Raw genomic sequence first — 20,575 nt, forward strand, 5'->3', positions numbered from 1 at the left:
TTCGTGTCTTCTCTTCGTGCGGGCTTTCTCAGAGCCAGGTGCCGAACTTGCGGATGTACACGGTCTTCAGCAGCTGCGTGAGCGTGCAGTACGCCAGCAGTACGCCGATCAGCCACGGGAAGTAGCTCGCCGGCAGGGGTACGAAGCCCAGTGAGGAGGCCAGCGGCGAGAAGGGCAGGAAGAGCCCGGTCAGCACCGCGAGGACGGTCATCACCATCACCGGCCAGGAGGCCCGCGACTGGATGAAGGGGATCTTGCGGGTGCGGATCATGTGGACGACCAGGGTCTGCGAGAGCAGGCCCTCGATGAACCAGCCGGACTGGAAGAGCGCCGCGTGCGCCTCGGTGTTCGCGGCGAACACGTTCCACATGATGACGAACATCGCGATGTCGAAGATCGAGCTGATCGGGCCGATGCAGAGCATGAACCGGCCGATGCCCTTGGCGTCCCAGTTGCGGGGCTTGCGCAGGTACTCCTCGTCCATCCGGTCCCAGGGGGTGGCCAGCTGGGCGATGTCGTAGACCAGGTTCTGCACCAGCAGCATGATCGCCACCATCGGCTGGAAGGGGATGAAGGCGCTCGCCACCAGCACGGAGAAGACGTTGCCGAAGTTGGAACTGGCCGTCATCTTGATGTACTTGATCGTGTTGCCGAAGGTGGTCCGGCCCTGGATCACGCCCTGCTCCAGGACGGTCAGGTCCTTCTCCAGCAGGATGATGTCGGCGGACTCCTTGGCGATGTCCACGGCGGTGTCCACCGAGATGCCGACGTCCGCGTCGCGCAGCGCGGCCGCGTCGTTGATGCCGTCCCCGAGGAAGCCGACCGTGTGGCCGTCGGCCTGCAGGGCCCGTACGATCCGGGCCTTCTGGACCGGGTTGATCTTGGCGAAGACCGTCGTACGGGCGGCCAGCGCGCGCAGTCCGGCGTCGTCGAGGGCGTCGATCTCGGTGCCGCCCACGACGTGTCCGACCGTGAGACCGACATCGGCGCAGACCCGGGCGGCGACGAGCTCGTTGTCGCCGGTGACCACCTTGACCGCGATGCCCTTGTCGGCGAGGCCCTGCAGGGCCCGGGCGGCGTCGGCCTTCGGCGGGTCGAGGAAGGCGAGGAAGCCGACCAGGGTCAGCCGGTCCTCGTCGGCGACCGTGTAGGTGTCGCGGGGGGTGGCCATCGTGCGGGTGGCGACGGCGAGGACGCGCAGGCCCTGGCGGTTGTTGTCCTCGGCGATGCGGGTGACGTGCCACCGGAGCTGTTCGGTCAGCTCGACCTTCTGCCCGCGGTCCGTCATGTGGGTGCACAGCGCGAGGACTTCCTCGACGGCGCCCTTGGTGATCATGACGTGCTCGGGCCGGCCGGAGCCGCCCACGATGCTGTTGCGGTTCAGGACCACGGACATCCGGCGCCGGGCGAAGTCGAAGGGGATCTCGTCGACCATCGAGAAACGGGCATCGACGACAACCTCCTCGGCCTCGCCCACGCGGTCGATGACCGCCTGGTCCATCAGGTTCTTCAGGCCCGTCTGGAAGTGGGAGTTGAGGTAGCCGTACTCCAAGACCTCGTTGTCCTCGTCGCCGTGCACGTCGAGGTAGCGGTCCAGGACGATCCGGTCCTCGGTGAGGGTGCCGGTCTTGTCCGTGCAGAGCACGTCCATGGCGCCCAGGTTCTGGATCGCGTTGAGCCGCTTGACGACGACCTTGCGCTTGGACATCGCCACGGCGCCGCGCGCCAGGTTGGCCGAGACCACCATCGGCAGCATCTCGGGGGTCAGGCCCACCGCCACCGCGATGCCGAGGAGGAAGGCGGCCTCCCAGTCGCCCTTGGTGAAGCCGTTGATCATGAAGACGACGGGGACCATCACCAGCATGAAGCGGATCAGCAGGAAGCTGACCTTGCGCACACCGGTGTCGAAGTTGGTCTCCGGGCGTTCGCCGACCAGGGAGCCGGCCATCGAGCCGAAGTAGGTGTCGGAGCCCGTGGCGACGACGAGTCCGGTGGCGGTGCCGGAGGTCACCGAGGTGCCCATCAGGCAGAGGTTGTCGGCCTCGACGGGGTCGGTGGTCTCGTGCTGGCCGAGGTCGTCCGTGCGCGTGTCGGCCTTGGCGACCGGCAGGGACTCGCCCGACAGGGCGGCCTGGCCGACCATCAGGTCCTTGGAGGTGATGAGCCGCAGGTCGGCCGGGATCAGATCGCCGGCGGCCAGCTTGACCACGTCGCCCGGGACCACCTGGTCCATGGGGATCTCGAAGGTGGTGGGCCCGGAGCCGCTGCCGGCCCGGCGCTGCACCGCGCAGGTGGTGGTGACGAGCTGCTTGAGGGCGTCGGCCGCCCGGCCCGAGCGGTACTCCTGCCAGAAGCGCAGCACGCCGCTGATCCCGACCATCACCGAGAGGATGATGACGCCCGGGTCGGCGGGATCCTGCCAGTACATGACGGCCGCCAGGAAGACCAGGACGGCGATGAAGGGGTTCGCGTACGCCTTCGCCAGCTGGACGTACCAGCGCGGGGCGCGCTCCTGGGCGATGACGTTGGAGCCGTGGCGCTCCAGGCGCAGCGCGGCCTCGGTGTGGGTGAGGCCGTTGCGGGAAGCGTCCGCTTCCTGCAGGACCCGGACGCCCGGGCGGGCGCTGATTGCGACGAGCCGCTCGCCGACGACCCGGGTGCGGGCCTCCAGCTCGGCGGCCTTGCGCTCGCGGCGGGCCCGGCCCGGGGGTGCGAGCTTCGTGGGGGTACGAGGGGTGAGCATGGTCATGGCAAAAACCTCCCTCCACGGCGTCCGGGCAGCGCGAAGCCGTTCGGTCACGTGGAGTGATCATGGGTCGGCGCGAGGTGGCACGTACGGCCACGGGGCACGCCGATGGGCATGGATGACGCACGCCTGGCGGAAGCGTCAGGGCGTGCGGAAGGGGTTACGAAGATGAATGCAGGAACGCACGGAGGCGGCGCGGGGCCGCGGGCGTGCACACTCGAAGAGAGACCGGCCGCTCAGTGAAGTAGCTCAGGGAGCTCAGCCGAAGAGAGCGCTGCAAGGACTTCGATCGGGACTCATCCCGAACACCTCCTCGCGTAGCGCTTGCATGACAGAGGGCGCCCGATCCGGCCGTGAAGACCGTGAAGACCAGCGCCACGGCGACCGTAGCACGATCAGGATGGAGGTTTCTCTCATACTTATGACCGGTAGTGGCCGATTCGTACTGTGGCGGCCTCTTGACGTCGCGAGGCGCAAAGGCTCGACTTAAGGTTCACAAGTTGGAGAGACGCCGGGGTCTCGTGTCAGCCGGAGCACGCAGCCGCTGACGACCCCGGCCGGGGGGCGACGGCTTGCCGTTGCTTATGGGCAGGAGTGGATGAGTCGTGCAGACTCCCGGATCGCAGTCTTCACTGCATCGCGCCAATCTGGAGCGCGTCGTACGGGCGGTACGGCTCGCCGGCTCGCTGACCCAGGCGGAGATCGCCCGGAGCACCGGACTGTCGGCGGCCACGGTCTCCAACATCGTCCGCGAGCTCAAGGAGGCCGGGACGGTCGAGGTCACGGACACATCCGCCGGGGGCAGGCGGGCGCGCAGCGTCTCGCTCAGCGGTGACGCCGGCATCGTGATCGGCGTGGACTTCGGCCACACCCACCTGCGGGTGGCCGTGGGGAACCTGGCCCACCAGGTGCTGGCCGAGGAGTCCGAGCCGCTGGACGTGGACGCTTCCTGGGTCGACGGCTTCGACCGGGCGGAAGCCCTGGTGGGACGGCTCGTCGAGGGCATCGGGATCGGCCGCGACAAGGTCATCGGCGTGGGGCTCGGCGTGCCCGGCCCCATCGACCTGGAGTCCGGCACCCTCGGGTCCACCGCGATCCTGCCGGGCTGGGCCGGGATCAACCCGCGGCGCGAGCTCTCGCAGCGCCTGGGCGTACCGGTGTACGTGGACAACGACGCGAACCTCGGGGCGCTCGGGGAACTCGTTTGGGGGAGCGGCCGGGGAGTAAAGGACCTGGCCTACATCAAGGTCGCGAGCGGTGTCGGCGCGGGGCTGGTCATCAACGGCCAGATCTACCGGGGACCCGGCGGCACCGCCGGCGAGATCGGGCACATCACGCTCGACGAATCGGGCCCGGTCTGCCGCTGCGGCAACCGCGGCTGCCTGGAGACCTTCGCCGCCGCCCGGTACGTGCTGCCGCTCCTGCAGAGCAGCCACGGACCGGAGTTGACGATGGAGCGGGTGGTGGAACTGGCCCGGGGCGGAGACCCCGGCTGCCGTCGTGTCATCACGGACGTGGGCCGCCACATCGGCAGTGGTGTGGCCAGTCTGTGCAATCTCCTGAACCCGAGCCGGGTGGTCCTGGGCGGCTCCCTCGCGGACGCCGGTGAACTGGTCCTGGCTCCCATCCGTGAATCCGTGGGGAGGTACGCGATTCCCAGCGCCGCCCGGCAGTTGTCGGTGCTCACGGGGTCCCTGGGCGGGCGGGCCGAGGTGCTGGGCGCGCTGGCCCTCGTACTGAGTGAGATGGGCGATTCGACGCTTTTGGCGGAAAATGGAAGTGGAGTGCGGGCTCCCGCCGTCTTGTCTTCAGTTAGATAACGAATGGCGTCGTTGTCATCTCGTTAAGCATTCACTCCTTGACGACAAACTCGCGGCCGGGGTTGACTCACATCCACCTCGGCCGCAGTGCTGCGGCCTCGTCAGGGAGGTTCAAGTAATGAACACGCGTATGCGCAGAGTCGCCGTCGCCGTTGCCGCCGGCACCATGGCCGTCTCGCTTGCCGCTTGCGGCAGCGCGAAGGAGTCCGGGGACAAGAAGGACAACGCCACCGGCGCGGTCAAGGGCGGCGCGATCAAGGTCGGTCTGCTCCTGCCGGAGAACCAGACCGCGCGTTACGAGAAGTTCGACAAGCCGCTCATCGAGAAGGCGGTCAAGGACCTGACCGCGGGCAAGGGCGAGGTCGTCTACGCCAACGCCAAGCAGGACGCGACCACGCAGAACTCGCAGGTCGACACGATGATCACCAACAAGGTGAACGTCCTGATCATCGACGCGGTGGACTCCAAGGCCATTGCCGGCTCGGTCAAGAAGGCCAAGGAGGCCGGCATCCCGGTCGTGGCCTACGACCGCCTCGCCGAGGGCCCGATCGACGCCTACACCTCCTTCGACAACGAAGAGGTCGGCAAGGTCCAGGGCAAGGCGCTCCTGGAGGCCCTGGGCGCCAAGGCCAAGGACGGCCAGATCGTCATGATGAACGGCTCCGTCACCGACCCGAACGCCGCGCTGTTCAAGAAGGGCGCACACTCCGTCCTCGACGGCAACGTGAACGTCGGCAAGGAGTACGACACCGTCGAGTGGAAGCCGGAGAACGCCAACACCAACATGGCGGCCGCGCTTTCGGCGCTCGGCAAGGACAAGGTCATCGGCGTCTACTCCGCCAACGACGGCATGGCCGGCGGCATCATCACCGCCCTCAAGGCGGCCGGCGTGTCCCCCCTGCCCCCGGTCACCGGCCAGGACGCCGAACTCGCCGGTGTGCAGCGGATCGTCGCGGGCGAGCAGTTCATGAGCGTCTACAAGCCGTACGCCCCCGAGGCCGAGGCCGCCGCGAAGATGGCCGTCGCCCTCGCCAAGGGCGAGTCGATCGCCACCACGGCCACCGCCAAGGTCGACAGCCCCACCACCAAGGGCGTCCCGTCCCTGCTGATCCCGGTCATCTCGCTGACCAAGGCGAACGTCAAGGACACCGTCATCCGCGACAACGTCTACACGGTCGACGAGATCTGCACCGACAAGTACGCGGCCGCCTGCGCCACCGCCGGCCTGAAGTAAGGCCCCCGCCGCTCGGTCCGCCGAGCGGCCCCCATGCCTGTCCGGCGCTCCCGCCTCCATCCCGCCACTGGCGGGGCGCCGGACAGAAACCTTTCTTTCAAATCCCCCGTGGTCCTGCTCTTTTGCACGACATCCCCGCCGGTCAGGCGGCAAGGAGATGGTTCATGTGTCCGCTGCGCCCGTACTGGCGTTGCGCGGGGTCTCGAAGCGGTTCGGCGCCGTTCAGGCCCTCACCGACGTAGAACTCGAGATCCACTCCGGCGAGGTGGTCGCCCTCGTCGGCGACAACGGCGCCGGTAAGTCCACGCTGGTCAAGACGATCGCCGGCGTGCACCCCATCGATGACGGAGTCATCGAGTGGGAGGGCCGCCCGGTCTCGATCACCAAGCCCCACGACGCCCAGAACCTGGGCATCGCGACGGTCTACCAGGACCTCGCGCTGTGCGACAACATCGACGTCGTCGGCAACCTCTTCCTGGGACGCGAGCTCAAGCGGCGCGGCATCCTCGACGAGGTGGAGATGGAGCGGCGCGCACGCGAGCTCCTGACCACCCTGTCCATCCGGATCCCCAGTGTCCGCATCCCGATCGCCTCGCTCTCCGGCGGTCAGCGCCAGACCGTGGCGATCGCCCGCTCCATGCTGGGCGAGCCCCAGCTCGTGATCCTCGACGAACCCACCGCCGCCCTCGGCGTCGAGCAGACCGCACAGGTGCTCGACCTGGTCGAGCGGCTGCGCGAGCGCGGTCACGCCGTCATCCTCATCAGCCACAACATGGCCGATGTGAAGGCCGTGGCCGACAAGGTGGCCGTCCTGCGGCTGGGCCGCAACAACGGCGTCTTCTCCGTGAAGGACACGTCGCAGGAAGAGATCATCTCCGCCATCACCGGGGCCACGGACAACGCCGTGACCCGCCGGGCGGCCCGCACAGGGGAGGCCCGCAAGTGAGCACCCAACACATAGACCCCGTCAACCCGGCTGCCGCCCACGACGCCATCCCGGCCGTGGACCCCCGCCTGCTCGTCCGCGAGCAGGGCTTCGCCGGGTACGTGAACGAGTTCGGCCGCAAGCTCAAGGCCGGCGACCTGGGCTCCGTGCCCGTCGTTCTCGGCCTGATCATCATCTGGAGCATCTTCCAGGGCCTGAACTCGAACTTCCTCGGCGCCGAGAACCTCACCAACATCGCGATCACGATGACGGCCACCGGCATGATGGCGGTCGGCATCATCTTCGTCCTGCTGCTCGGTGAGATCGACCTCTCGGTCGGCTCGGTCAGCGGCGTCTCCGGTGCGATCGTGGCCGTCCTCTCGGTCACCAACGGCGTCAACGAATGGCTGGCCATCCTCGCGGCGATCGCCGGAGGCGCCCTGATCGGCTCCCTCCACGGCTTCTTCTTCGCCAAGATCGGCGCCCCGGCCTTCGCCGTCACCCTGTCGGGCCTGCTCTTCTGGTCCGGCGCCATGCTGCAGATCCTCGGCAGCAACGGCACGATCAACCTCGACTCCGAGGGCGTGGTCGGGCAGCTGACCACGTACTTCTTCTCGGACGTGGCCGTCGGCTACGGGCTCGCCGCCCTCGCCGTGGTGGCGTACTTCCTCGCCACGTTCTCCGACAACCGGCGCCGCGCGGCCGCAGGGGTGCCCTCCCGGCCGCTCGGCGAGATCCTGCTGCGCACCGGGCTCCTCGCGGTGTTCACCTTCGGTCCGGCCATGGTGTTCAACCAGTACAAGGGCCTGCCGCTGGCGATCGTGCTCTTCCTGCTGGCCCTGGTCGGCACGGACTTCCTCCTGCGGCGCACCACCTTCGGCCGCCAGGTCTTCGCCCTCGGCGGCAGCGTCGAGGCCTCCCGGCGCGCCGGCATCAACGTCAACCGGGTCCGGATCACGGTCTTCGCGATCGCCGGCACCTTCGCGGCGATCGGCGGCCTCTTCTGGGCCTCCAAGATCGCGGCGGCGAACCAGAGCGCCGGCGCCGGCGACCTGCTGATGAACGTGATCGCGGCGGCCGTCATCGGCGGCACCAGCCTCTTCGGCGGCCGCGGCCGGACCTGGAACGCCCTCCTCGGCGTCATGGTCATCACCTCCATCCAGTACGGTCTGGCCCTGGAGGGAATCGCGACGCCGATCCAGTACATGATCACCGGCGCGGTCCTCCTCGCCACCGTGGTGATCGACTCGGTCACCCGCAAGACGCAGAAGACGGCCGGGCGCGCCTGACCGGCGTGCGCGGAGCGTGAAACGGCGGTAAGAACCGTCACAGTGCCCGGTGCCACTCATATGGTGCCGGGCACCTGCGCGTGGGCGTGTACGTACAGATGTGCGGGTATGCACCCTTTTGGGGGGTGTGGCTCCGTGCGGATGTGTACAGGTATGACAAAGGTGTGACCTGACCGGGACCGCGCTTCACTTACGCCCAACCGGCGAACATTAGACTCGGCAGACCAGCAAGCGACTGCAAGGAGGCACGGGTGCTGCTGACCCGCATCAAGGGACCGCGCGATCTGGACCGGCTCAGCCAGGAGGAGCTCGACCGGCTCGCCGCAGAGATCAGGACCTTCCTCGTCGACGCCGTCTCCAAGACCGGCGGGCACCTCGGCCCCAACCTCGGTGTCGTCGAGCTGACGATCGCTCTGCACAGGGTGTTCGACTCGCCCAAGGACAAGGTCCTCTTCGACACCGGCCACCAGGCCTACGTGCACAAGCTGCTCACCGGCCGCCAGGACTTCGGCGGCCTGCGCACGAAGGGCGGCCTGTCGGGCTACCCCTCGCGCGCCGAGTCCGACCACGACGTGATCGAGAACTCGCACGCGTCCACCGTGCTGGGCTGGGCCGACGGCTTCGCGAAGGCCAACGAGGTGCTCGGCAAGGAGGACCACCACGTCGCGGCGGTCATCGGCGACGGAGCCCTCACCGGCGGCATGGCCTGGGAGGCGCTGAACAACATCGCCGCCGCCAAGGACCGCCCCCTGGTGATCGTCGTCAACGACAACGAGCGCTCGTACGGCCCCACCATCGGCGGCCTCGCGAACCACCTGGCCACCCTGCGCACCACGGACGGCTACGAGCGCTTCCTGGCCCGCGGCAAGGACCTCCTGGAGCGCACCCCGGTCGTCGGGAAGCCCCTCTACGAGACCCTGCACGGCGCCAAGAAGGGCCTCAAGGACTTCATCGCCCCGCAGGGCATGTTCGAGGACCTGGGCCTGAAGTACATCGGCCCCATCGACGGCCACGACATCGAGGCCCTGGAATCGGCCCTGCAGCGCGCCAAGCGCTTCAGCGGACCGGTCATCGTGCACTGCCTCACCCAGAAGGGCCGGGGCTACGAGCCGGCCGTCCAGGACGAGGCGGACCGCTTCCACGCGGTCGGCGTGATCCACCCGGACACCGGCCTGCCCGTCTCCACGGACGCCGCCAGCTGGACCTCCGTCTTCGCCGACGAGATGGTCAAGCTGGGCCGGGAGCGCAAGGACATCGTCGCCATCACCGCGGCCATGCTCCAGCCCGTCGGCCTGAAGAAGTTCGCGGACGCCTACCCGGACCGGATCTTCGACGTCGGCATCGCCGAACAGCACGGCGCCACTTCGGCGGCGGGCCTGGCCTCCGGCGGCGCCCACCCGGTCTTCGCGGTGTACGCGACCTTCCTCAACCGCGCCTTCGACCAGGTCCTGATGGACGTGGCCCTGCACAAGTGCGGCGTCACCTTCGTCCTGGACCGTGCCGGTGTCACCGGCACCGACGGCGCCTCCCACAACGGCATGTGGGACATGTCCATCCTCCAGGTGGTGCCGGGCCTGCGCCTGGCGGCCCCGCGCGACGCCGAGCAGCTGCGCGCGCAGCTGAACGAGGCCGTCCTGGTGAAGGACGCGCCGACCGTCGTGCGCTTCTCCAAGGGCGTCGTCGGCCCGGCCGTGCCGGCCGTCGGTAGGATCGGCGGCATGGACGTGCTGCGCCGTCCGGCCGACGAGGTCACCCGTCCGGACGTACTGCTCGTCTCGGTCGGAGCGCTCGCCCCGATGTGCCTGGAGATCGCCGACCTCCTCGACAAGCAGGGGATCTCCACGACCGTGGTCGACCCGCGCTGGGTCAAGCCGGTGGACGAGGCCCTGGCCCCGCTCGCCGACGGCCACCGGGTGGTCGTCACCGTCGAGGACAACAGCCGTACCGGCGGTGTGGGCTCCGCCGTCGCGCAGGCACTGCGGGACGCGGGGGTCGACGTACCGCTGCGTGACTTCGGCATTCCGCAGCGGTTCCTGGACCATGCCACGCGCAAGGAGGTCATGGCCGAGATCGGTCTGACCGCCCCGGACATCGCGCGGCAGGTCACGGGCCTGGTGGCCAAGCTGGACGGGCGCTATGACAGCGAGCCGGCCGCCGCCGTCGACTGAGCCCGACTGATCATCTGCGGTTGCACGCCACGGGCCGGGAGGTTCACCCTTGGAGGGTGGGCCTTCCGGCCCGTTTCGTTTCGATGCGGTCTGCCCTGCGGAGGTGCGTCGGTGAGTAGGAACCAGAACGGTCCCTTCCGTACCAAATCAGTCGAACAGTCGATCCTCGACACGGAAGAGCCGGAACACGCGCTCAAGAAGTCGCTCTCCTCCTGGGACCTGACCGTCTTCGGCGTCGGCGTGATCATCGGCACCGGCATCTTCGTCCTCACGGGCAAGGTCGCCAAGGAGACCGCCGGACCCTCCACGGCCCTCGCGTTCGTCGCCGCCGGTATCGTGTGCGCGCTCGCCGCCCTGTGCTACGCCGAGTTCGCCTCCACCGTCCCGGTGGCCGGATCCGCGTACACCTTCTCGTACTCCTCGATCGGCGAGCTGCCCGCCTGGATCATCGGCTGGGACCTCGTGCTGGAGTTCGCGCTCGGCACCGCGGTCGTCGCCGTCGGCTGGTCGGGGTACGTCCGCTCGCTCATGGACAACGCGGGCCTCCACCTGCCCGCCTCGCTCCAGGGGCCCGACGTTCCGGGCGGCACCTTCGACCTGCTCGCCTTCATCCTGGTCCTGGTGCTCACCGCGATCCTGGTCGTCGGGGTGAAGCTGTCCGCGCGGATCACCGCGGTGGTCGTCGCGATCAAGGTCACGGTGGTGCTCATCGTGATCATCGCGGGCGCGTTCTTCATCACGAAGTCCAACTACACGCCGTTCATCCCGCCGGCCGAACCCCAGACGGGCGGCTCCGGACTGGATGCCCCGCTCGTCCAGCTCCTCTTCGGCTACGAGCCCACCAACTTCGGCATCATGGGCATCTTCACCGCCGCCTCCGTGGTCTTCTTCGCCTTCATCGGCTTCGACGTGGTGGCCACCGCCGCCGAGGAGACCAAGCTCCCGCAGCGGGACATGCCGCGCGGCATCCTCGGCTCGCTGATCATCTGCACCGTGCTCTACGTGGCGGTCTCGATCGTGGTGACCGGCATGCAGAACTACAAGGAGCTCTCCGTCAGCGCCCCGCTGGCCGACGCCTTCAAATCCGCCGGCCATCCGGTCTACGGAGGCATCATCAGCTTCGGCGCGGCGGTGGGCCTGACCACGGTCTGCATGATCCTGCTGCTCGGCCAGACCCGGGTGTTCTTCGCGATGAGCCGCGACGGACTGCTGCCGCGGTTCTTCTCGCGGACCCACCCGAAGTTCCGTACGCCCTACCGGCCGACCATCCTGCTCGGCGGGATCATCGCGATCGTCGCCGGCTTCACCAGCATCAACGAGCTGGCGACCCTGGTGAACATCGGCACGCTCTTCGCCTTCGTCGTCGTCGCGCTCGGCGTGATGGTCCTGCGCCGCACCCGGCCCGACCTGCACCGGGCCTTCCGCACCCCGTGGGTGCCGCTGGTGCCCATCCTGTCGATCGCCGCGTCGGTCTGGCTGATGCTGAACCTGCCGGCCGAGACCTGGCTGCGCTTCGGGATCTGGATGGTGATCGGCATCGCCGTCTACTTCCTCTACGGGAAGCAGCACAGCCGGCTGGGCCGGGGCGAGGGCATGACGCCGAACCCGGCGCGCGAGGGCCGTTGAACGCGTCGGCTCACCACGCCGACGAGCCCCGGCGCCCATGGGGGCCGGGGCTCGTCGGCGTCGTGAGCCGGAGGCGGGGTGTGTCAGCCGCCGGTGGCGGGGGACTTCTTGGCCGCGGCCGGGATCGGCCGGTCGTTGCGCAGGGCCTCCCACAGCTGGCCGGACTGCGGCTCCACGGCGACGACGCGGTTCTTGTCGATCTTGTCGTAGGCGACCGGGAGCATGATCGTCTCCATGGTCGCCGGGTCCACGCCCTTCATGCTCTGGGCGAAGTCCGACAGGCCCTTGAGGGAGTCGAGTTCGGCGTCCGTGGTCAGCGCCTTGGTGCCGGCGTCGGCGAGCTTGTAGAGGCGGGCCGGGCTGCTGAGGACGTCCTGCTTCTTGATCTCGGACAGCATCGCGATCATGAACTTCTGCTGCAGGTCGATGCGTCCGAGGTCGCTGCCGTCCCCGTAACCGTGGCGGGTGCGAACGAACTTGAGCGAGTCGGTGCCGTTCAGCCGGTGCGTGCCCGCGTCGAGGTTCAGGCCGCCCTTGATGGGCTTGTCGAGGGTGACGTCCACGCCGCCGAGCGCGTCCACGAGCTCCTTGAACCCGGCGAACTCCACCTTCACGAGGTGGTCGACGCGGACGCCGGACATCTGCTCGACGGTCTTGACGACACAGGCCGGGCCGCCGGTTCCGATGACGCTGTTGATCATGACGCGATTCGCCCCGGCAACCGTCTTGCCGTTCTTGTCCTTGCACTCGGGCCGGGTCACGAGGGTGTCGCGGGGGATGCTGATCGCGGTGGCCTTCTTCCGGCCCTCGGGTATGTGCACCAGCATGTTGGTGTCCGAGCGGGAACCGCTGACGTCGCCGTGATCGAGCTCACCGTTGGCACCGGCGCGCGAGTCCGAGCCGAGCACCAGGATGTTCTGCCCGCTGTCCGGGACCTTCGCCGGCCGGTTGTCGACACCGATCGCCTGGTCGAGGTCGACGCTGTCGATGTTCCCGTTGAGGTGGTTGTACGCCCACCAGCCCGTGCCGGCGGCGCCGATCAGGAGCAGGACCACCACCACCAGGACGATCTTCATCGCGCGGCGCCCGCGTGACCTGGGCGGACGCACTCCTCGCCGCCCGGTGTTCCGGTGACTGGGCGTGGCGGTCTGTTGGGTCATACTGCTCGAATCCTCGGGGCCTCGGTCGGCTGACGGACGGCGCGGTAGGCCGGATGCCGCTGCACTATAGGCAGATTTTCAACTCGAACGGGAGAGCGCCTATCGTCTTCGGGGTTGGTATGGAGTGGATAAGCGCAGCCGTGCGAGGAATGGGGGGCAGAGCCAATGGTCCGAGCGACCGGACGCCGAGTGAGACGCGGCGCCACGCCCCGTGAGCAGTCGCCGGCGGCCCCTCGTGCGGGGGCGGGCCGGGCCGCTCCGGTGGTCATCGTCGTCGCCACGCCCGGTGAGGCCATCCCCCTGATCGCCTCGGAGCCCGACGACTCGGCGATCGAGATCGTCTGCCTCGACGGCGGCGGCGATGCCGAGTACCGCGCTCTGGAAGCGGCCGTGGCCGAGGCGCGCCGGCGCGGCTGCCGGTTCTCCGGAGACCCCTTCGTCCTCGACGCCGGGGCGGGGAGCATCACGGGGCAGATCCTCGACGTGCTCCACGAGACCGGGCCCGTCCGGGTGCGGACCCTCGATCCGGATCCCACGCACGTCGGCTTCGACAAAGAGCGCAGGCTTCCCATCGTCACCGAGCCCGCGGCGCGCGGCCAGGTCACGCGCAGCGCCCTGAGGGCGGCCCGCCGGTACCAGCGGGACGTCGGCGTACCCGTCTTCGTGGACTGCCGCGCGGCCGGCACGGACCCCGGGCTGCCTCCCGAGTCCGGCACCCGGTATCCGCTGCCGACCCGGTGGCTGGTCAGCGGCAAGGACGGCCGGCTGTCCGCGTACCTGCCCACGGCCGCCGGTGTCGTGCGCTGGACCGAGGGCCGCAGCGAGGCCGAGGGGTGGAGCGGACCCGAGCTGCTCGAAGGGCCGGACCTCATGCCGGGCCTGACCGTGGTGCAGGGGCCCGAGGGCTACGCGTACCTGATCGGCCTGAGCCGGACCAAGCGCAAGGAGGGCGGCGCCGACATCGAGGTGGTGTGCGCCGCCCAGTACCAGACGGGCCGGCCCCTCGGGCCGTGGGTCCCGCTCGGCAACCCCCACACGAACTGGCAGGTGGCCCGCTCCATCGGGTTCCCGGTGGCCGCCTTCGCCGCCGATGGCTTCATGCACGTCTTCGTCCGCAACTTCGGACGCGGCGTCAGCGTGCGCAAGCAGTCCCCGAAGGGGGTCCTGAGCGGCTGGGAGGCCTTGCGCGGGCGGAAGGTCGCCGACGAGATGGCCGCCTTCGCGTCGCCCGACGGCAGTGTGCACCTGGTGGCCCGGACCCGGGACGACGGCGCCGCCGTGCACTGGTACCACCGGGGCGCGGCGTCGGAGTGGCAGGAGGACCGCCGGATCCCGGTGAGCCTGCGCGCCGGCAGCCTTTCGGTCGCCCCGGAAGCCGGAATGGTGCGCTTCCGCTACGGAGCGACGAACGAGGTCTGCGTCTGGTGGCCGGGCGCCCACGCGCCGATAGGCCTCGGCGGACCCGACGGGGACGGACCGGTCACCGGGGTCGCGGGAGCCGACATCCAGGGCTGGGGCTGCACGGTGCTCGTGCGCTCCGGCCACGGGGGAGTACCGGCGATCGGCGCGCACCCGGACGGGCGGCCGGACACGGGGGTGTGGTGGTCGCCCTCGGGGGAGCGCTCGATCGTCCCGCCCGCCGCGGCCTTCGACAGCCAGGGCCGTGTGGTGATCGTCACGGTGGGAATGGACGGACGGCTGCGTGTCGCCCGGCAGCAACTGGGATCCGATGGCCTGGAGTTCACTCCCTGGCGCGTCCCATAGCGGTCGTTTCGTCGGACCGTGTACCGGTTTGGTGAGGGCGGCTGTCAACTTCTGGCCTGGATCGTGTCTGTCACGTCTTGCTAAAGTCTAAAGAACGCCCTTTACCTGAACCATAAGTGAATGGTTGGGGTCACTGACCGCCACATGCCGTCACACGTGATCACAGGATGAAGGTTCTGCCTGTACATCCCGTGCCGGTGTCGATGACTGAGGGGTTATGTCGAAGCTGTCACTGAAGGCCGTCCAGAAGCTCACCTGCAAAAAGCGGGACGCCTGGTGGACGGTCCTTCTGGTAGACCCGATAGCGACCCGCCTCGTCTGCGTGCTGGCGCGATGGAACTTCGTCACGCCGAACCGGGTGACGTGGGCCGCGCTCTTCGTGGGCCTGGGCTCGGCGTACTACTTCTTCCAGGGCGACTGGGTCTCGCTGTGCATCGGCGCGGCCCTCTACCACCTCAGCTTCATCCTCGACTGCATCGACGGCAAGCTCGCGCGCCTCAAGGGCAACGGGACCATCTTCGGCGGCTGGCTCGACTACGTCTTCGACCGCATCCGCGTCCTGATCTGCGCGCTGACCCTGATGGGCGGGCAGTTCGTCAAGAACGACGAAGAGGTGTACCTGCTCGCGGCCCTCGTCGTGATCTTCCTCGACATGCTCCGCTACGTCGACGCCCTCCAGATCTACAAGATGCGCATGTCCATGCGCGCCAAGATCGCCGCCGTCACCCTCGCCCGCCAGGCGGAACAGGGAGTCGAGGAGGAGGAGCGCAAGGTCGTCTTCATCGAGGACCTGCTGCGCGAGAACCCCCTGGGCCAGGCGGACGAGCTCAAGCGCCAGAGCACGGACGCCGAGCAGGCCGAGGTCATCGACCTGCACGAGCAGTTCCGCGAGAAGTTCCCCTGGTACGCGCGGGTGCGCCACGCGCTGGTGCAGAGCCGCATCCGGCCGCACCTCATCAGCGGCATCGAGTTCCAGATGTTCATCTTCATCGTCGGCCCCGTCATCGGCCACATCCTGTGGACCACGGCGGTGTCGGCCGTGCTGATGGGCGGCTTCGAGCTCGTCATCATGTTCAAGTTCTGGCTCTCCACCCGGGACTTCACGCGCACGATGGAACGCCTCGACCCCGGCAACATCCCGACGCGCGCCGGTTCCATCGCCGAGCACCTGCACGCCGGACGCCACCGCCGGCGCGGCGAGGACGGCCTGAGCGAGGTGGAGGAAGCCGCCCAGCGCTTCCCCGCCCCCGAGCCGTACGAGGACCCGGGCTTCGTGCCGTACCCCCGGCCCTACCCGGACGAGTACACGGGCGCCGTGACGGACACCATGCAACTCTCCAAGATTCCGGCCCAGGCCCTGCGGCCCGGCTACGTCGAACCGGAGCACTACTCTCGATGAGCCTCCCGGTCGACATATCGCACTACGGCGTCACCATCGTCATACCGGCCTTCAACGCGAGCGCCACGCTCGCGCGGGCCCTCCAGTCGGCCCTGGCGCAGACGCACCGCAGCGTCGAGGTGCTCGTCGTCGACGACCGCTCCACCGACGGCACCCTCGCCCTCGCCCACCAGTTCGCCGCCCAGGACGGGCGCGTCCGGGTCATCGAGCGGCCGCAGAACAGCGGCGGTTGCGGCGCGCCCCGCAACAACGGGATCGAAGCGGCCTCCGGCCAGTTCGTGATGTTCCTCGACGCGGACGACGAGCTGCCGCTCAAGGCCGCCGAGACGCTCCTGTCCTCGGCCCTCGTCACGGGCTCGGAGATCACCGCCGGCCGTGTCGTGCGCATCAACCACGCCACGGACGAGCTCACCGTCTGGCAGCCCCAGCTGTACCCGGCCGACCAGACGGTCGCGGGCCTGGGCGGCATGCCGGAACTCATCGACGACCCGATCGCCGCCGGAAAGCTGTACCGCCGGGACTTCCTCGACAACCACGGGATCCGCTTCCCCGAGGGCGTCTTCTTCGAGGACACCTACTTCTCCACGGTCGCGAACTTCTACGCGCGCTCCTTCACCATCCTCGCCACCCCCGTCTACCGGTGGATGTGGGAGAGGGAGTCCGACCAGCCGTCCATCACCAACCGCCGCCACGAGCTGCGCAGCATCAGCGACCGCGTCCTGGTGCACCAGTACACCGACAGCTTCCTGCGCAGCGTCGGCCGGCCGGACCTGCTGGCCCGCAAGGGCGCCAAGTTCCTCTCGCACGACCTGCGGCTCTACACGCCCGAGCTGCGCGCCGGCGACCACGCCTTCCACAGCGGGTTCCTCCAGGCCGTCGCCCCGTACCTGCACAGCCTCGACCCCGGCACCTTCGAACTGTGCGGCCCCATGGAGCGGGTACGCGCCTTCGGCCTGATGCACGGACGCGTCGACATCGCCGTGTCGGCCTCCGACTACATGAAGCGCCGCAGCGTCATCAGCTCCGACATCGTGGAGCGCGACGACAGGGTGTTCTGGTCCGGGTCGCTGCTAGGCCACCCCGATGCCGAGAGCTTCCTCGAGGTCACCGAGCTGGAGCTGACCGGCCACGCGCTCGCCGACTCGCGCATGTACAACAAGGCCTCGTCGATCGAGATGGTCGACGGCGAGCTGCACGTCTCCGGCGCGATCCGCAACCAGTTCAGCCGGTTCGGCGCCGACGACAAGGTCGAGCTCATCGCGGTGCTGCGCCGCCGCAGCACCAAGGCCGACCACCACTTCCCCGTCTCCGGTGTGGAGATCGACAAGGACTGGATCCGGTACCACACCACCATCGATCTCAAGGCCACCCTGGACAAGACCGACCGGGTGGGCAACTGGAACTTCTTCGTCCAGATCCGGCACGCCGGCGAGCGCGCCTCCACCGCTCTGAACATCAGCGGTATCGACGTCGCCGGCCTGCGGCACTCCTGCGACGCGGGCGTCTTCGAGGTCTACGAGACCGTCAGCGGCAACCTGGGCCTGCGCCCGGAGACCGGGGAGCAGCGGGCCAAGACCTCGGACCGGGGCACCCCGTGGCTGTGGTGGCAGGACGTCGAACCGACCGGGCCCGTCGAACAGCCCGAGAGCTACGGCGCCACGCTCGTCGTCCACTGCCACAACGACGAGTACCACCTGCGCGAGTTCCTCGCCTCGCTCGTGGCCCAGCGCAGCTTCGCCCGCACCCAGGTGGTGTTCGTCGACGACGGGTCGAACGACAGCACCGCGCGGCAGCTCGCGGCCTTCGCCGCCTACTACCCCAACGCGGGCGTCGTCACCCAGCACAGCCTCGGCGCCAGTGCGGCCTTCGACCACGGGCTGCAGTACGCCGTCGCCCCCTACGTGATGTTCGCGCGCGCCCGGGACATCCTCGGCCAGGACGCCATCGGCAGGCTGCTCGCGGCCGCCCGCCGGGTCAAGGGCGCCGATGTCGTCGCCGGCCAGGCCGACAACTTCCCCGGCCCGTGGCGCAGCGAGGACGAGCCGTGGCAGCGGTACTTCACGGCCAATGACTCCGTCCGCCGACTGGCCGACGCGCCGTACCTCGTCTTCTCCACGCTGCTCGGCGGGAAGCTGTTCAAGACCTCCTACATCCGGGAGCACGGCTTCCGCGGCGGTCCCGGCCCGGGTCTGGAGGACGACTGGTTCACCGTCCCGGCCGTCCTGTACGCGCGGGTCGTGGCGATCGCGCAGGACGCCCGCTTCTTCGAGCGCGACGAGCAGAACCAGAACTCGCTCTTCGACTCGCCGTGGAACGACCCCGTCAAAACGGTGGACCGGGTCCGGCTCGCCGCGCACGTACTGGCCTCGGTCCAGGGAGCCCCGCCGCGGACCGTCGTCCTGGCCCAGCGCTTCGTCGTCCGTACGCTCCAGCCCTACGTGCGCAACATGCACCGCATCATGAGCCGGCCCGAGCTCGCCTCGGTCCTGCCCCTGCTGGGTTCGGTCTACAGCCAGATCCCCGACGACGTGATCCTCCAGTACGCCGTCCACCCGCAGTCCAAGGTCCAGCACCACGCCATCGTCACCGGCAACCTCGACCTCTTCGCGGACCCGCTGGGAGCGTCGGAGTACCTGCCCACGCTCTTCCTCGACGAAGAGGGCGTCTACCGCAGACTGGTGTCCGACCCGGTGCGCACCACGCTGCTGCGCGTTCCGCGGGCCAGCGCCGTCCTGGAGACCTTCGACTGGACCGACGGCGAGATCCACTTCGAGGGGCTCCTCGTCCTGTCCGGCGTCGACATCAACGCCCGGTACACCAACCGGATCCAGCTCGTGCTCTCCGACGGGCGGCGCGAGGTCACGCTCCCCGTGGAGCAGCACTACCGCCGCGACCGCTGGCGCACCCGCAAGAACCAGGACTGGTTCTCCGGCTGGCGCGCCACGGCCCGCCCGGGCGCCCTCGACTCGCTGGCCAACACCGAGCTGAACATGGTTCTCCGGGTCATCGACGAGGACCGCCACCACGACGTCCCGCTGGCGGCCCGCCAGATGCTGCACCGCTTCAAGGGCGTGCACACCCAGGGCCGGCAGCGCTTCGTCGTGTCCATCGACGACGACGAGCAGGTCACCGTCCGCTGGGTACGCGGCTTCGCGGCCCGGTGCAAGGACAAGCTGCGCCGGTTCAAGTGGGAGCTGCGCAACTCGCTGCCGGGCCGCCCCGGCTGGCGCACCCGCCTCATGTACTGGTTCACGTACCCCTATCTCCACAACCGGGGCATCTGGATCATCGGGGAGCGCGAGGACACCGCCCAGGACAACAGCTACCACCTGTTCAAGTGGATCCGGCAGAACCGGCCCAAGACCAAGGTCTACTACTCGATCAACGGCGATTCCCCCGACTGGGACAAGGTCGCCCGGTACGGGCAGGTCATCGACCGGCTGTCATGGAAGCACCGCGCCTACCTGCTCCACGCGGAACGGCTGATCAACGCCTACGACCTGGAGGCCTACCTGGGCTTCCCGGGCCTCCTCAAGCGGGCGTTCCTGCGCGGCTACGGAGACCTGCTGCGCTACAAGCGGGTCTTCCTCCAGCACGGAGTCGTCTACAACGACGTGGTCGCCTCCATCCACGGCCAGGCCACCAACGTCGACATGGTGCTCACCACGGGGCGCAGCGAGCGGTCGTACTACGCCGAGCACTGCGGCTACGGCTACGCGCGCGTCGCGGCGACCGGCCTGCCGCGCTTCGACGCCCTGGAGCCGGTCAACGGGCCGCGGCGGATCCTGGTCATGCCGACCTGGCGCCGCGACATCGTGGCGCCCTCGTACAACAGGGCGGCCAAGCCCGAGATCCCCTTCGCCGCGTCCGAGTACTACCGGTTCTTCTCCGCACTGCTGCGCAACGAACGGCTGCTGAGCGCGATCCAGTACTACGGCGTGGAGCTGGAGTTCATGCCGCACTACGAGATCCGCCCGTACCTGAACCACTTCAAGATCGACCACCCGTCGGTCACGGTGTCGACGACGGGCCGCGACGTGCAGCTCGCGATGCGCGAGTGCTCGATGCTGGTCACGGACTATTCCTCGGTGTTCTTCGACGTGGCGTACATGGGCAAGCCCATCGTCTACACGAACTTCGACGACGAGTCCTTCTACAGCAAGCACTACAAGCGGGGCTACTTCGACCTCGCGCGGGACGGCTTCGGCCCGGCCTGCCGCACGGTCGACCACGCCGTGCACGAGATCATCGCCATCATCGAGCGGCAGTTCGAGGTGGAACCGCAGTACAGGCAGCGCGCCGAGGAGTTCTTCGTCCTGCGCGACACGTCCAACTGCGAACGGGCCTTCGAGGTCATCGACACGATGGACGCCAACATCGTCGGCGACCAGCGGGCGCAGCTGCACCTCGGGGCACGGGGCTTCGGGGAGTTCTGAGAGACACA

The 20,575-nt window shown here is 68.8% G+C and carries 11 protein-coding genes; 9 read left to right on the top strand and 2 right to left on the bottom strand.

All coding sequences use genetic code 11. From position 1 onward, the window contains the following. Positions 1-28: 28 nt before the first annotated feature. Positions 29-2,749, bottom strand: a complete 2,721-nt coding sequence (gene mgtA / locus OG247_RS33055; RefSeq protein WP_327255625.1) for a magnesium-translocating P-type ATPase — start codon at positions 2,747-2,749, stop codon at positions 29-31. A gap of 602 nt (positions 2,750-3,351) precedes the next feature. On the opposite strand from mgtA, the gene OG247_RS33060 reads away from it, so the two are divergent. From OG247_RS33060 to OG247_RS33085, 6 genes are all read left to right on the top strand, one after another. After that, on the top strand, positions 3,352-4,566 hold the full coding sequence (locus tag OG247_RS33060) for an ROK family transcriptional regulator (protein ID WP_327255626.1): 1,215 nt from the start codon (positions 3,352-3,354) through the stop codon (positions 4,564-4,566). Positions 4,567-4,684: 118 nt separating this feature from the next. Beyond that, positions 4,685-5,800 carry a substrate-binding domain-containing protein gene (locus OG247_RS33065; protein ID WP_327255627.1) on the top strand — a complete coding sequence of 372 codons (1,116 nt, stop codon included), beginning with the start codon at positions 4,685-4,687 and terminating at the stop codon, positions 5,798-5,800. 157 nt (positions 5,801-5,957) lie between these two features. After that, positions 5,958-6,746 (top strand): ATP-binding cassette domain-containing protein, encoded by a 789-nt coding sequence (locus OG247_RS33070; protein WP_112447331.1) that lies wholly within the window; start codon positions 5,958-5,960, stop codon positions 6,744-6,746. Next, complete coding sequence (locus OG247_RS33075) at positions 6,743-8,014, top strand: sugar ABC transporter permease (RefSeq protein ID WP_327255628.1); 1,272 nt, start codon at positions 6,743-6,745, stop codon at positions 8,012-8,014. The genes OG247_RS33070 and OG247_RS33075 overlap by 4 nt, the downstream gene beginning before the upstream one ends. A gap of 251 nt (positions 8,015-8,265) precedes the next feature. Beyond that, positions 8,266-10,182, top strand: a complete 1,917-nt coding sequence (dxs, locus tag OG247_RS33080; RefSeq protein ID WP_327255629.1) for a 1-deoxy-D-xylulose-5-phosphate synthase — start codon at positions 8,266-8,268, stop codon at positions 10,180-10,182. A 111-nt stretch (positions 10,183-10,293) separates the two neighbouring features. Next, a complete protein-coding gene (locus OG247_RS33085) occupies positions 10,294-11,808 on the top strand; it encodes an amino acid permease (protein ID WP_327255630.1) in 1,515 nt (504 codons plus the stop codon). 83 nt (positions 11,809-11,891) lie between these two features. Here OG247_RS33085 and OG247_RS33090 read toward each other — a convergent pair whose 3' ends face one another. Further along, the gene (locus OG247_RS33090; RefSeq protein ID WP_442813480.1) at positions 11,892-12,968 is read right to left on the bottom strand and encodes an LCP family protein; all 1,077 of its coding nucleotides are present in this window, start codon (positions 12,966-12,968) and stop codon (positions 11,892-11,894) included. Positions 12,969-13,157: 189 nt separating this feature from the next. Here OG247_RS33090 and OG247_RS33095 point away from each other — a divergent pair, with 189 nt between their 5' ends. From OG247_RS33095 to OG247_RS33105, 3 genes are all read left to right on the top strand, one after another. After that, positions 13,158-14,732: a hypothetical protein gene (locus OG247_RS33095; RefSeq protein WP_327255632.1), complete on the top strand. Its 1,575-nt coding sequence runs from the start codon at positions 13,158-13,160 to the stop codon at positions 14,730-14,732. Between the two features lie 217 nt (positions 14,733-14,949). After that, positions 14,950-16,131 (top strand): CDP-alcohol phosphatidyltransferase family protein, encoded by a 1,182-nt coding sequence (locus OG247_RS33100; protein ID WP_327255633.1) that lies wholly within the window; start codon positions 14,950-14,952, stop codon positions 16,129-16,131. Beyond that, the gene (locus OG247_RS33105; RefSeq protein ID WP_327255634.1) at positions 16,128-20,567 is read left to right on the top strand and encodes a bifunctional glycosyltransferase/CDP-glycerol:glycerophosphate glycerophosphotransferase; all 4,440 of its coding nucleotides are present in this window, start codon (positions 16,128-16,130) and stop codon (positions 20,565-20,567) included. The genes OG247_RS33100 and OG247_RS33105 overlap by 4 nt, the downstream gene beginning before the upstream one ends. The last annotated feature ends 8 nt before the right edge of the window (positions 20,568-20,575 follow it).

This window comes from Streptomyces sp. NBC_01244 (assembly GCF_035987325.1).
Lineage (GTDB): Bacteria > Actinomycetota > Actinomycetes > Streptomycetales > Streptomycetaceae > Streptomyces.

Bases quoted from the DNA above. Each gene is read 5' to 3' on its own strand.
- OG247_RS33105 (WP_327255634.1), top strand. From the start codon at position 16,128: ATGAGCCTCCCGGTCGACATATCGCACTACGGCGTCACCATCGTCATA.
- OG247_RS33090 (WP_442813480.1), bottom strand. From the start codon at position 12,968: ATGACCCAACAGACCGCCACGCCCAGTCACCGGAACACCGGGCGGCGA.
- OG247_RS33065 (WP_327255627.1), top strand. From the start codon at position 4,685: ATGAACACGCGTATGCGCAGAGTCGCCGTCGCCGTTGCCGCCGGCACC.
- mgtA (WP_327255625.1), bottom strand. From the start codon at position 2,749: ATGACCATGCTCACCCCTCGTACCCCCACGAAGCTCGCACCCCCGGGC.
- OG247_RS33070 (WP_112447331.1), top strand. From the start codon at position 5,958: ATGGTTCATGTGTCCGCTGCGCCCGTACTGGCGTTGCGCGGGGTCTCG.
- OG247_RS33100 (WP_327255633.1), top strand. From the start codon at position 14,950: ATGTCGAAGCTGTCACTGAAGGCCGTCCAGAAGCTCACCTGCAAAAAG.